The 12,796-nt window shown below is 71.9% G+C and carries 10 protein-coding genes; 6 read left to right on the top strand and 4 right to left on the bottom strand.

Annotation, left to right across the window (positions count from 1 at the left end; genetic code table 11):
* Nucleotides 1-58: 58 nt before the first annotated feature.
* Nucleotides 59-922 (top strand): slipin family protein, encoded by an 864-nt coding sequence (locus tag D7231_RS25560; protein ID WP_120757877.1) that lies wholly within the window; start codon nucleotides 59-61, stop codon nucleotides 920-922.
* 484 nt (nucleotides 923-1,406) lie between these two features.
* Nucleotides 1,407-2,504, top strand: a complete 1,098-nt coding sequence (locus tag D7231_RS25555) for a S1 family peptidase (RefSeq protein ID WP_120757876.1) — start codon at nucleotides 1,407-1,409, stop codon at nucleotides 2,502-2,504.
* A 125-nt stretch (nucleotides 2,505-2,629) separates the two neighbouring features.
* Here D7231_RS25555 and D7231_RS25550 read toward each other — a convergent pair whose 3' ends face one another.
* Entirely contained in the window at nucleotides 2,630-3,085 is a 456-nt protein-coding gene (locus D7231_RS25550; protein WP_120757875.1) for a subtilase-type protease inhibitor, read from the bottom strand.
* 413 nt (nucleotides 3,086-3,498) lie between these two features.
* Here D7231_RS25550 and D7231_RS25545 point away from each other — a divergent pair, with 413 nt between their 5' ends.
* The 4 genes from D7231_RS25545 to D7231_RS37810 all read left to right on the top strand — a co-directional run bounded on the left by D7231_RS25545 (nucleotide 3,499) and on the right by D7231_RS37810 (nucleotide 9,203).
* Nucleotides 3,499-4,506, top strand: a complete 1,008-nt coding sequence (locus D7231_RS25545; RefSeq protein ID WP_120757874.1) for an ABC transporter permease — start codon at nucleotides 3,499-3,501, stop codon at nucleotides 4,504-4,506.
* Nucleotides 4,507-4,635: 129 nt separating this feature from the next.
* Entirely contained in the window at nucleotides 4,636-6,411 is a 1,776-nt protein-coding gene (locus D7231_RS25540) for an ABC transporter substrate-binding protein (RefSeq protein WP_120757873.1), read from the top strand.
* 6 nt (nucleotides 6,412-6,417) lie between these two features.
* Entirely contained in the window at nucleotides 6,418-7,410 is a 993-nt protein-coding gene (locus D7231_RS25535) for an ABC transporter permease (protein ID WP_120757872.1), read from the top strand.
* A complete protein-coding gene (locus tag D7231_RS37810; RefSeq protein ID WP_241999916.1) occupies nucleotides 7,407-9,203 on the top strand; it encodes a dipeptide ABC transporter ATP-binding protein in 1,797 nt (598 codons plus the stop codon). Before D7231_RS25535 ends, D7231_RS37810 begins: the two co-directional genes overlap by 4 nt.
* On the opposite strand, the gene D7231_RS25520 is transcribed toward D7231_RS37810, so the two are convergent.
* The 3 genes from D7231_RS25520 to D7231_RS25510 form a co-directional block, all read right to left on the bottom strand.
* Nucleotides 9,183-10,091, bottom strand: coding sequence for a terpene synthase family protein (locus D7231_RS25520; protein ID WP_120757871.1), 909 nt, complete (start codon nucleotides 10,089-10,091; stop codon nucleotides 9,183-9,185). The genes D7231_RS37810 and D7231_RS25520 overlap by 21 nt on opposite strands.
* A 294-nt stretch (nucleotides 10,092-10,385) precedes the next feature.
* A complete protein-coding gene (locus D7231_RS25515; RefSeq protein WP_120757870.1) occupies nucleotides 10,386-11,525 on the bottom strand; it encodes a Fic family protein in 1,140 nt (379 codons plus the stop codon).
* A gap of 100 nt (nucleotides 11,526-11,625) precedes the next feature.
* Nucleotides 11,626-12,636, bottom strand: a complete 1,011-nt coding sequence (locus tag D7231_RS25510; protein ID WP_120757869.1) for a YhgE/Pip domain-containing protein — start codon at nucleotides 12,634-12,636, stop codon at nucleotides 11,626-11,628.
* Nucleotides 12,637-12,796 lie beyond the last annotated feature (160 nt).

Here is a 12,796-nt window from a genome sequence, read left to right as displayed (position 1 = left end):
TGCCCGATACGGGCATACCGTGGACATAACACCTGAGATGTACGGCAGGGGGCCTCCCATGGTCGAGGATCTGGTGGTGGCAGCCGTGGGCGTGGCGTCCGCCGGGGCGGTCTACGTCATGGCGGCGGCCCGCGTGGTCAAGCAGTACGAGCGCGGCGTGGTGCTGCGGCTCGGGCGGCTCATGCCCGAAGTCCGCCCGCCGGGGTTCACCCTGGTCATTCCGGGCGTCGACCGGCTGCGCAAGGTGAACATGCAGATCGTCACGATGCCCGTCCCCGCCCAGGAGGGCATCACCCGCGACAACGTCACCGTACGGGTCGACGCGGTCGTCTACTTCAAGGTCGTGAACCCCGCGGAAGCGGTGATCGCCGTGGAGGACTACCGCTTCGCGGTGTCGCAGATGGCCCAGACGTCCCTGCGCTCGATCATCGGCAAGAGCGACCTCGACGACCTGCTCTCCAACCGCGAGAAGCTGAACCAGGGCCTGGAGCTCATGCTCGACAGCCCCGCCATCGGCTGGGGCGTGCAGATCGACCGCGTGGAGATCAAGGACGTCTCGCTGCCGGAGACGATGAAGCGGTCCATGTCCCGGCAGGCCGAGGCGGAGCGCGAGCGGCGGGCGCGGGTGATCAACGCGGACGCGGAGCTGCTGGCGTCGAAGAAGCTGGCCGAGGCGGCGGCGACGATGGCCGACCAGCCGTCGGCGTTGCAGCTGCGGCTGCTCCAGACGGTGGTGGCGGTGGCGGCGGAGAAGAACTCCACGCTGGTCCTGCCGTTCCCGGTGGAGCTCCTGCGCTTCCTGGAGCGGTCGGCTCAGCAGGGGCTCGTGCCGCCGGATCCGCCGCGGCGCGCGGAGAAATCGGCGGTGGAGAAGCCGCCGGCGCCTCCTCCGGAGGAGCTCCCTCCGCCCTCGGAGGCCTGAGCCCTGAGCCCTGACCGGGCGGGTCACGGCCCTTGAGCCCTGCTCGTACGGTGAGCACCCCCGGCGGTGCCGGCAGATCCGGCACCGCCGGACTGCGCCGTGGGGGCGTTTCGCCGTTGCGGCGGGGGCAGAGGGCTGGTGCCCCGGTACATGAGGTGGCGTTGAGCTCGGCGTCTCGCCGTTGCTGCGGCAGTGAGGGCTCCGGCGCCCCGCGAGGGAACGTCGCTCCCCGTAACACCAACGGTCTAGCCCCGTGGGGTGAACCGTGGGGCGGCCGCGCGTAGCGTGTGCGCGGGGCGCGCTTCGCAACGCGCGCGCCAAAGGAATTCCGCCTTGTGCGCGCCCTCCCCGGGTCCGGGATACTCAACAAGCCAACTTGGCATGGACGCGCCCTCTGTAAAGCCGTCGGCGAGCCCGTGTCGTATGTCCTCCGGGCCCGGCGAGTCGCCTCTCCGTGGCCCAACCCCCCACCGGAGGTGCCGAGTTGAAGCGTAGATGGATCCCCGCGCGCGTCGCCCTCGCCGCCGCGTCGGCCGTCGCCCTCGCGGCGGTGACCCTCAGCCCCCAGCAGGCCGACGCCTCGCCCGGCTCGCCCGCCGCTCCGGCCCGCGCACCGTCCGCCGCTTCGAACGCTTCGGACGCCTCCCTCGCCAGGACGCTCGTCGCCGCACTGGGCGGCGCCGTCGCGGGTTCGTACTACGACTCCGCCCTCGGCCGGCTCGTCGTCGACGTCACCGACAGCGACGCCGCCGGCCTCGTCCGCGCGGCAGGTGCCGCGCCCCGCGTCGTGGAGCACTCGAAGGCCGAGCTCGACTCCGCCCACGCGACGCTGGACTCCCGCATCACCACCCCCGGCACCGCCTGGGCGGCCGATCCGCGGCTCAACAAGGTGGTCCTGACCGCCGACCCCACGGTCACGGCGGCGGACCTCGCGCGGATCAAGGACACCGCCCGCTCGCTGGGCAGCGCGGTCGTGGTCAAGAGGTCCGCCACGAAGCTCACCCGGTTCATCGCCGGCGGCGACGGCATCTGGGGCTCGCAGTACCGCTGCTCGCTCGGCTTCAACGTGAAGCGGCCCGGCAAGCCCGACGCCTTCGTGACGGCCGGGCACTGCGGCAAGGCCGAGCCCGACTGGCGCGCCTCGAACGGCGGCCCGGTGATCGCGAGGACCGAGGCCGCCACGTTCCCCGGCCGGGACTACGCCATCGCCGCGTACCCCGCCACCGGCGCCGTCGACCACCCGAGCGCCGTGAACCCGGGCCTGAAGCCCATCACCGGCGCCGGCGCCGCGACCGTCGGCCAGGCCATCAGCCGCAGCGGCTCCTCGACGGGGCTGAAGAACGGCACGGTCACCGCCCTCAACGCCACGGTCAACTACAAGGAGGGCCAGGTCACCGGGCTCATCGAGACCAGCGCCTGCGCGGAGGCCGGTGACAGCGGCGGCCCCCTCTTCGCCGGGACGACGGCGCTGGGCGTGCTGTCCGGCGGCTCCGGGAGCTGCACGATGCCGGTCCCGGCGCCGAGGACGTACTACCAGCCGGTCCAGGAGATCCTCGATGCGTACGGCGCGACCATCCCGTAAGGCCGAAGCGGAGGGCGCGCAGGACGCGGCCCCCGGACACACCTCCACGGTGTCCGGGGGCCGTTCCACGCTCAACCGGTCTCTGCGTTCAGTTGTGCAGTCGTTCAGCCGGTTCGCGGGGGGTTTCAGAACTCGAAGAGCGTGCCCTTGCCCGCCTTCGCCTCGCACGGGTTCGCGAAGGTGCGCTCGAAGCGGACCCGCTGGCCCTCCCAGACGCCGTCGGCGGTCACGACGCTGGGGTTCCATTCCTTGGTGCAGGCCGTGCCGGACTTGATGGTGGTGGCCTTCTTGAAGTCACCGTCGGCCGCCTTCAGCGCGGCGCAGGCGCCCTTCGAGTCCGGGTGCGAGCCGGTCGCCTTGGGGAAACAGGTCAGCGTCACCGCGCGGTCGACCGAGGCCTCGGTGGAGTTCGCTCCGTGACCGACGGTCAGGACCAGGGCGGAGGCGGCGTACAGACTCTGCGTCTGTGCCGCGGGGACAGGTGCAGGTGCGGCGCTCGCGGTCGTCGTTCCGGCGGCCAGGAGGCCGCCGCCCAGTGCGAGCGCGGCGCCCATCGCGATGCCCCCAGTGATGTACCGCATTCCGAACACTCCCTTGCTCGTGGCTGCAGATAACGGACGGCAGTCTTACCCAAGTTGAGCATGAACGCACATGGATCGAACACTTTCAGTCGCTGGTTGAAAACCCTCAGTAGTGGCTGAATCTCGTGTGAGGCACGTCTCATACGGGCCTCTGTGGAGAAGGTTCGACCCCGCCCGGCGTCCGTTTCGGGGCAATTGCGGGGAATTAATGTTACAGGGATATTGACCAGCAAGGATTCCTTGTAATCAACGTTGAATTATCCAACTCGCCTTTAAAAAGATGGATTGCGGACGCTCATTTCGTTGGATCTAATGATCCGCACGCCGGATCGGGCGATCCCCGCACACCGGCCGAAAAGAGGCCCGCCACGTGACCGAGCGGCGGCCGGAGCGATACAGGAGCGCGGCAGCAAATGGCCGAAGAGCACTCAGGGGGACCCCCTCGGGACACCCTCGAAGCGCCCTCCCACGGGCCCTCCGACACCCCCTCCCGCGGCCCCTTCGCCACCGCCTGCCGGGCGTTCCGCCGCGACCGCACGGGCATGGCCGCCCTCGCCGTCGCCGTGTTCTGCGCGCTGCTCGCGGCCGCCGCGCCCCTGGTCACGGCCCTCTACGGGAAGGACCCCACCTCCCACTACGGGCAGCAGACCCCCGGTCTGCTGAGCGCCGAGGGCCTTCCGGTCCTGCCCAACGGCGGCATCTCCGCCGACCACTGGTTCGGCATCGAACCCGGCCTCGGCCGCGACGTGTTCGCCCAGCTCGTGTACGGCATGCGCACGTCGCTGCTGGTGGCCCTCGCCTCCGTCGCCGTGATCGCCGTGGCGGGCGTCGTCCTCGGCGTGACCGTCGGCTACCTCAGCGGCCTCGCCGACCGGGCCTTCACTTTCGTATGCAATGCACTGCTCGGTTTTCCGACACTTCTGCTTCTCCTCGCGCTCAGCCCGGTGATCCAGACCCGCTTCGTCGACCCCGGTGAGAACGAGCCCGCCTGGATGCAGTTCACCTCGCTCATCCTGGTGTTCTCGGCCTTCGGCTGGGTGCCGCTCGCCATGGTCCTGCGCACCGCCGTGCGGGCCCTGCGCGAGCGGGAGTTCGTCGAGGCGGCGCGGGCCGTCGGGGCGAGCCGCCGGCACGTCGTGCTGCGCGAGCTGCTGCCCAACGTGTGGGCGCCCGTGCTCGTGCACATCACGCTCGCCGTCCCCGGCATCGTCACCGCCGAGGCCGCGCTGTCCTTCCTCGGCGTCGGCATCAACGAGCCGGTCCCCGACTGGGGCCGCATGATCTCCCGCGGCTCCGAGGTCTTCTACGACGACCCGACGTACATGGTCTTCCCGGGCGCGGCGATCCTCGTCTTCGTCCTCGCCTTCAATCTCCTCGGCGATGCGGTTCGGGATGCGCTCGATCCGCGCATCGCGCGCTAGCGCTCCGCGCGTTGCCTATGACTGCGGGCCGTCAGTAGCTGGTCGCGCCCACGCGGCGGAGCCGCAGATCAATACAGCCTCGCGCCCCTTTGGGGCGCGCCACTTCCCCTTCTCGATCCGGAGTTCACCATGGCCCGCATCCGTCCGCGCACCGCAGTCGTACCGGCTCTCGCCGCCGTCATGCTGCTCTGCTCCTGCTCGGCCGGTGCCGGTGCGGGCGGTGGGGATCAGGAGAAGGGCAAGGCCGCCGCCAAGAGCGGCCAGCGGCTGACCGCCACCCTCGGCACCGCCAAGGACAGTCAAGGCCCGGCCCCCGCCGTCGAGGGCGCCCGCAGCGGCGGCACGATCCGCATCGCCAACGTCAACGACTACAGCCACCTCGACCCGCAGAAGATCTACGCGGGCGAGTCGTACAGCACCTCGCTGCTGTGGGGCCGCCAGCTGACCCAGTATCAGGTCGTCGACGGCAAGCCGAAGCTCGTCGGCGACCTCGCCACCGACACCGGGCAGTCCTCCGACGGCGGCCGCACCTGGACGTACAAGCTCAAGGACGGCATCGCCTGGGAGGACGGCGAGCCCATCACGTCCGAGCACGTCAAGTACGGCATCGAGCGCACCTTCGCCCCCGGCTTCGAACTCGGCCCCACCTACTGGCCCGAGTGGCTCACCGGCTCCGAGGACCGCACGGCCGCCGTGCAGAAGTACGCCGGGCCCGAGCACGGCGACCTCGACGCCATCGAGACGCCCGACGCCAAGACGATCGTCTTCCACTTCCCGCAGCCGCAGTCCGACGTGCCCTACATGGCCGCCCAGTCCTCCTCGTCCCCCGTCCGCAAGGACAAGGACACCGGCACCGGCTACGACACCCGGCCCTTCGCCACCGGCCCGTACCGGATCGCCGCGCACAAGCAGAACCAGAGCCTGACCCTGGAGCGCAACCCGCACTGGAAGCCGGAGACCGACCCCATCCGCCACCAGTACGCCGACCGCTTCGAGTTCACCTTCGGCAAGAAGATCCTCAACACCGCGCAGGAGGTCCTCAACGGGCGCGGCGACGGCCCCGCCACCCTCTCCACCAAGAGCGAGGTGCCGCCGGAGCTCTACGCAGAGGCCCGGCGCGACGCGGACAAGAAGGACCTCCTCGTCGCCGGCAGCCAGGGCGCCTACACCAGCGACCTCTACATCAAGAACAGCCGCGTCACCGACCCCGAGGTCCGCAAGGCCATCCACTACCTCTTCCCGCGCGAGCAGGCCCGCCAGGTCCTCGGCGGCCCCCGCCTGGGCGACTTCGCCACCACGCTCTCCTCGCCCGCCGTCGTCGGCTGGAAGAAGTACGACCTCTACCCCGTAGCGCCCGCCGGGGACGTCGAGAAGGCCAAGGAACACCTGGCGAAGGCCAAGACCAAGGTCGACACGCTCACGTACGCGTACGAGAGCGACGCCCCCGAGAAGGACCGGCTCGCCCAGGTCCTCGTCGACGCCTTCGCCAAGGCCGGCATCAAGCTCGTCACTAAGCCCCTGGAGAAGGCCGCGTTCACCAACGAGGTCTTCCGCGGCCCCGCCCCCTACGACCTGTGGCTGTCCACCAACTCCGTCGACTGGCCCACCCCGTCCACGCTGCTGCCCGACAGCTACCACAGCAAGCTCGACGCCCTCGCCAACTCCATCCGCTACAGCAACCCCGAGGTCGACAAGGAACTGGAGCGCATCGCCGGCATCGGCGAGGCGCAGCAGAAGGCCGACGCCCTCATCGCCCTCGAACAGACCGTCATGAAGGACGTCCCGGTCGTGCCGTTCCTCTACACGAGCGTCACCCAGTTCCGCGGGAAGAACGTCGGCGGCGCCGCCATCCACCCGATCTACGGCTCCATCGCGGCGGCCGACCTGTACCTGAAGAGGTCGTAAGGCTCCATGACCGGCTACCTCCTGCGGCGGGCCCTCCAGGCCGCGGCGGTGCTCCTCGCGATCACCGCCGCCGCCTTCGGCCTCTTCTACGCCGCCCCCTCCGACCCCGCCCTCATCGCCTGCGGCCCCAAGTGCGACACCGCACAGGTCGAGGCCGTCCGCCACAGCATGGGCCTCGACCAGCCGCTGACCGGCCAGTACCTCGACTACCTGCGCGGCCTCGTCGCCGGCCGCACCATCAGCGACGTCGACGGCAGCCCCATCGACTGCACCGCCCCCTGCCTCGGCTACTCCTACACCCTCCACCAGCCGGTCCTCGACGCCATCGGCGACCGCTTCCCCGTCACCCTGTCGCTGGCGGGCGGGGCACTCGTGGTGATCGTCGTCCTCGGCATCGGCGCGGGCTTCACCGCCGCGCTGCGCCGCGGCACGGCCGCCGACCGGCTGCTGTCCGGCTTCACCCTGGTCGGCGCGAGCGTGCAGATCTACTTCCTCGGCTACGCCGTGCAGTACCTGCTCGTCTACAAGACCGGGCTCGTACCGCTGCCCGGCTACGCGCCCCTCGCCGACGGGCCGGGCCCGTGGGCCGCCGGGCTGCTCCTTCCCTGGCTCGTCCTCGGCTTCGTCAACGCCGCCGTCTTCGCCCGCCTCACGCGCTCCCAGACGCTGGAGACGATGCACGAGGGGTACGTGCGGACGGCCCGCGGCAAGGGGCTCACCGCGCTGCGGGCCCACGTGAAGTACACGGCGCGCGGCGCCGCCGGGCCCCTCGTCCAGCTGCTCGGGCTGGAGGCCGGGGCGCTCTTCGGCGGCGCGTTCATCACCGAGACCGTCTTCGGGCTCGGCGGCGTCGGCAAGCTCGCCGTCGACTCCGTCGTCCAGAACGACCTGCCGACGGTCGTCGGCACGGTGCTGTTCGCCGCCTTCTTCGTCGTGGTGTTCGTGGCCCTCGCCGACCTGGTGGTGGCCCGGCTCGACCCGAGGGTGAGGCTCGCATGACGCCGGCTCTGTCCGTACGTGACCTGACGGTCTCCTTCAAGGGGCGGGGCGGTACGGAGACCACGGCCGTCGACGGCCTCTCCTTCGAGCTGGAGCGCGGTGAAGTGCTCGGCCTGGTGGGGGAGTCCGGCTCGGGCAAGTCCACCGTCGGGCTGGCCGCGATGGGGCTCCACGACCCGGCCCGTACGCGGGTGAGCGGGAGCGTGCTGGTCGGGGGTACGGAGGTGGTGGGCGCGCCCGAGTCCGCGGTGCGTGCGCTGCGCGGCGTGCGGATCGCCATGGTCTTCCAGGACGCGCTCGCCGCGCTCTCGCCCTTCCATACGGTCGGCGCGCAGCTGGCGGAGGCGTACCGCGTGCACGCCCCGGCGGGCGCCGGGCGGCGGGCCGAAGCGAGGGAGAAGGCCCTCGCGATGCTGGAACGCGTCGGCATCCCGGCCGCCCGGGCCCGCGACTACCCGCACCAGTTCTCGGGCGGCATGCGGCAGCGGGTGATGATCGCGATGGCGCTCGTGAACAGCCCGGACGTGGTGATAGCCGACGAACCGACGACCGCGCTGGACGCGCGCGTGCAGCGGCAGATCCTCGAACTGCTCGCGGAGCTGCGGGAGGAGAGCGGTACGGCGGTGCTGCTCGTCACGCACGACGTGGGCGTCGTGGCCGGGACGTGCGACCGCATGCTCGTCATGCGGGGCGGGCGGGGCCTGGAGGAGGGCCCCACCCGCAAACTCCTGACCGACGCGGCACACCCGTACACACGCGCCCTGATCGGCGCGGCACCGACGCTGAACACGGTGCCGGGGACACACTTGCCGACGGTCGACGACCCGGTGCGGGACGCCGCCGCGGGCGGTGCTGCGCAGGGGCTCGCCGGTGCCGGGCAACGAATATCCGCCGCGACGGCGAGTCGTCCGACGGCGAAGCCCGGCGGTGCCGGACAAGCCCGCGCCGTGCGGACCGCCTCCGCGGAGGCACCTGCGCCCCGCGGCAGCGGACCCGCCCCCGCACGCCCTCTCGCCGAGGTCGTCGACCTCCACGTGGAGTTCGGGGGACGCCGCGGGCTCTTCCAGCGAGGGCGTGGCCGTGGTGCCGTGCAAGCCGTACGGGACGTGAGCCTGCGCATCGACGCCGGGGAGACGCTCGGCCTCGTGGGGGAGTCCGGGTCCGGGAAGTCGACCACGGCGAGGGTCCTCGCGGGGCTGCAACGGCCCACGTCGGGGGAGGTGCGGTTCGACGGCCGGGACATCTCCCGCGCCGCGGGCGACACGCGCCTGCGCCGCGAGCTCAGCCGCGACGTACAGCTGGTCTTCCAGGACCCGTACGCGTCGCTCAACCCGCGCCGTACGGTCGAGGAGATCGTGACCACCCCGCTGCGGGTGCACACCGGCCTGGACAAGGGGGAGCGGCGCGCACGGGCGGCCGAGCTGCTGGAGCAGGTGGGCCTGCGAACGGCCCATCTGCACCGCTACCCGCACGAGTTCTCCGGCGGTCAGCGCCAGCGCATCGGCATAGCCCGCGCGCTTGCCCTCCGCCCGCGCCTGGTCATCGCGGACGAGCCCGTGTCGGCGCTGGACGTGTCCGTGCAGGCCCAGGTGCTCAACCTGCTCATGGACCTCCGCGCCGAACTGGGCTTGTCCCTGCTGTTCGTCTCGCACGACCTCGCCGTCGTCCGGCACTTCTGCGACCGGGTGGCGGTGATGCGGGCCGGGAGCGTGGTCGAGAGCGGCCCGCGGGACGAGGTCTTCGACGATCCGAAGGCCCCCTACACGCGCGAGCTACTCGCGGCCACGATGTAGGGCGGTGCCCGCGCCGCCGCTCGTGGAGGGGATGGGCGGTGGCGCGGGACGCCGGGGGCGCAGCAGGTCCACCGGGACGCCGGTGACGTCGTCGGCGAGGAGCAGTCGCCGGGTCTCCCCGGCCGGCCCCTCGCGCAGGGCCCACGCCAGGTGGCCGTCGGCCCAGAGGGAGAGCGCGCGGCTCCAGGCGGCGACGGCCGCAGAGGAGGGCGCGGGGGCTTCGTGTTCGAGACGGGTCAGCGCGCACCGGAGCGCTTCCCGGGCGGCACCGCCCTGGGCGAGCACAGTGGTCGTGGCTTCGAGGGCGGCCCGGAAGGAGGCCAATTCCCGTAGAGGAGCCGCTAATTCGTTTCCGCAGGCGTATTCGACGAGGTCGGGCACGATCCCGGGCGCGAGCGCGTCCCAGGCCCGCCGCTCGGCGGCGCACTCCAGGAAGCGCGCGGTGACCCGGGCGCGCCACGCGGGCGACATCGCGGGCGCGGTCATCCGCCAGACGTCGGCGAGCGCCCGCTGGAGGGCGGTCCGCGGCGGCGGCGTGCGCCCGCCGTCCGGCGGCAGGAAGTCGGGCAGCGCGTCGTATCCGTACGGGCTTTCCTCCTCCCGGTGGTGGAACCGGTCGTCGAGGGCGTGGAACCACACCAGCCAGGCCGAGACCCGTTGCAGCCGTCCGCACTCGGCCTCCGGCGCCACCCGCGCCGCGAACTCCGCGCAGCCCGCCCGGCGGAAGCGCCGCTGGGCGGAGAAGGACTGGATCAGCCCGGTCCGCCGCACCCAGCGGTCGCTGAACGCGGCGGCTTCGTCGAGGTGCGGGCTGATCCGGCCGGCCCGCCCGGGACCGGACTCGGGGAGCTCGGTGACCGGCGGCCGGGAACGGGGCACGGGGGACACGGCGTTCCTCAAGGAGGAGGGATGGGGACGAGGGGTGCTGACGTCACAGCGTCCACCCCGGCCCCGCACCGGATCCATGGCCCGGCCCCGTTTCACCAACGGCTCATCAGTGCACCACCGGGCGCGCGGGGCCGGCTCGCGCGCCGGGCCGGCGGCGCGGCGGCCACCCCACCGCCAAGCACTCGGCGGCGGCCGGCTCCTTGAGGGATCCCCGGACGTGGCGGAACGGGCCGCACCGGACGCCGACGGCTGACAGGACTGATGCGCGTCGCGCCGCCGTTGCTGACTGGTTCGCTATGCCGCGTAGGGGTCGGTGATGCTGTGGGGCCGTCGGGCAGTGGCCAGGACTTCCTCCGGGAACGCGGGTCCGGCCACGTAGTAGCGGCCCTTGGTCTGTCCGACCGGCGTCAGCAGGCCGGCCCTGGTGAGAGCCTGCATGTCCCGGGTCGCCTGCTGGGTGTTGAGCGCCTCGGCCTTCTCGTAGCGGGAGCGCCGTACCCGGCCGGTCATCGCCACTTCGTGCAGCGCGGTCACTTGCCGCTCCGTGATTCCGTTCGACTCCGCAGCGTCAGTGAGCTGCATCCAGCAGTCGTTGGAGCGGTCGACACGGCGCTGTACACGCTGGGCCTGCTGGTGGTAGGCGAGGAGGTTGAACTTGATCCAGGGCAGGGTGTCGCGCCGGGGGGACCAGAGGGGGCCGCCGACCTCGCGGAGGACCTTGTAGTACTCCCAGGTATTGCCCGGCATGCCCAGCCACTCCTCGATCGAGGAGAACTCGGGGGCCAGGACTCCGCCCCGGGCGATGAGGAGGGTCTGGAGCGAGCGCGACATGCGGCCGTTGCCGTCCGACCACGGGTGGATCTTGACCAGGTTCAGGTGCGCCATCGCAGCACGGATGAGGACGTGCTGGTCGAGGTCGCCCTCGTTGAGCCAGTCCACCAGCTCACCCATCAGCCCGGGAACCAGCTCCTGGTCCGGGCCCTCGTAATCGGTCGCGAGCTCGTCGCCGGGGGCGGTGATGCGGATGGGGGTTTTGCGCCACTGGCCGGCCGTCTTCAGGGGATGGTGGTGCCCCTGGAGCATCCAGTGCAGGCCGTTGAGGAGTTCCTTGTTGTACCGGAAGTCGGCGACATCGTGGAGTGACTGAATGTAGGTCATGGCCTGCTGGTAGGCCAGCGTCTCCGCCTTGTTCTCCTCGCTCGCTTCGACCTCACGCTCACCGTCCATCAGGTCAGCGACGTCCTTCGCATCGACCCGGTAGCCCTCGATCGTGTTCGACGCCGCGATCGCGCTCGCCGTCAGCGCCTTACGCAGGTCCAGCGTCCACTTCATCGGGACCTGCTGCACCGCAAAGCGCAGCTGATCACGCATCGCGTTCACCTGCTCCAGGACCTCATGGTCGACCTGCTCCAGGCGCGGCGTCTCATACAGCATGCGCCAATGATACCCACTGACTATCATTCACTCAATCTCGGGCGCGTCGACGCCGGGCAATGCATGCACCGCAACGGCCGGCCCCGGCCGGCCCGCCCGTTCAGGCCTCGGGTTCCCGTCTTCTCAGCGTTGCGCACGCCATCGTCACCACCACCCCCGCCACCGCCCAGGCCGCCAGTACCAGCAGGGACGGGGCCAGGCCGTTGCCGTTGAAGTAGGCGATGGAGCGGGCGGACCAGGTGGCGGCGCCCGGGGGGAGGGCGGGGCCGAGGGCGTTCCAGAAGGGGGGCAGGAGGGGGTACGGATAGGCGCCGCCCGCGCTCGGGTTGCCCAGTACCACCACGATCGCGATGGCCAGGCCGATCCCGACGATGCCCGCGAGGCCCTGGAGGGCGAGCGTCGTCGCTCCGACGGCGAAGACCACCAGCGCTCCCAGGCCCCACAGCCCGAGGATGCTGCCGGGCAGCGCGTCCAGGACGGGGCCCGCGATGACGGCGCCGAGCAGGCCGGCCGCGGCCGCGTAGAGGGCGAGGGCGCCGAGCCGGATGACGGCGCGGTGGGAGTTGGCGGGCCGGGCGCCCGCGCTGATGGCGAGGATCGCGGCGCACAGGTAGCCGCCCACGCACCAGCCGACCGCCAGGTAGAACGCGGTCAGGCCGCGGGCGTCGCCGGCCGCGGCGGGCGCGACGTCCTTGACCCGCACCTTGCGCCCCTCCGCCGCCTCGGCGCGGGTGAGCACCGCCTCGGTGGCCTGGCCGAGGGAGGCGCCCGCGCCGCCGGCGACGAGGAGGGTGTCGGTGGTGCCGCGCGGGTCGACGACGAGGGCGGCGTCGAGGTCGCGGTTGCGGATCTCCCGGGTGGCCGCGGCCTCGCCGCCGTCCACCGTGCGCGGGGCCAGGGGGTCGCCCGGCAGCCCGTCCAGCCGCTGCACCAGCTGCCCGCCGATCTGCCGCGGGGCGACGACGCCGAGCGCGACGTCCCGCGGCCGGGGGCTGTGGAAGGCGCCCACGTACGAGGCGATGAAGGCGAGCTGGAGCACCAGGGTGCCGATCACCAGGACCGCGGCCCGGGTCGTCACCGCGCTCCGCAGCTCCTGGACGAATGAGGGCATGCCCCGAGCCTGCGGGGTGCGGGGGGCCGGCGCAGGCGGTGCGGGCCGTCCGGGTGATCGAAGCTCCCGCCTCGCACCTCCTTCGCACGCGCGTTCGTACGAATGTTCGAGAGTGTGGTTTATGGTGGATGGAGAGGGCGGTTTTCGGCCAGGGGGTGAC

This window comes from Streptomyces klenkii, assembly GCF_003626645.1.
Lineage (GTDB): Bacteria > Actinomycetota > Actinomycetes > Streptomycetales > Streptomycetaceae > Streptomyces > Streptomyces klenkii.
This window is presented reverse-complemented; position numbering and strand designations above follow the sequence as displayed.

What these genes read in the sequence shown, in the direction of transcription:
- D7231_RS25535 (WP_120757872.1), top strand. Translation starts at nt 6,418, where the DNA reads ATGACCGGCTACCTCCTGCGGCGGGCCCTCCAGGCCGCGGCGGTGCTC.
- D7231_RS37810 (WP_241999916.1), top strand. Translation starts at nt 7,407, where the DNA reads ATGACGCCGGCTCTGTCCGTACGTGACCTGACGGTCTCCTTCAAGGGG.
- D7231_RS25510 (WP_120757869.1), bottom strand. Translation starts at nt 12,636, where the DNA reads ATGCCCTCATTCGTCCAGGAGCTGCGGAGCGCGGTGACGACCCGGGCC.
- D7231_RS25550 (WP_120757875.1), bottom strand. Translation starts at nt 3,085, where the DNA reads ATGCGGTACATCACTGGGGGCATCGCGATGGGCGCCGCGCTCGCACTG.
- D7231_RS25515 (WP_120757870.1), bottom strand. Translation starts at nt 11,525, where the DNA reads ATGCTGTATGAGACGCCGCGCCTGGAGCAGGTCGACCATGAGGTCCTG.
- D7231_RS25560 (WP_120757877.1), top strand. Translation starts at nt 59, where the DNA reads ATGGTCGAGGATCTGGTGGTGGCAGCCGTGGGCGTGGCGTCCGCCGGG.
- D7231_RS25545 (WP_120757874.1), top strand. Translation starts at nt 3,499, where the DNA reads ATGGCCGAAGAGCACTCAGGGGGACCCCCTCGGGACACCCTCGAAGCG.
- D7231_RS25540 (WP_120757873.1), top strand. Translation starts at nt 4,636, where the DNA reads ATGGCCCGCATCCGTCCGCGCACCGCAGTCGTACCGGCTCTCGCCGCC.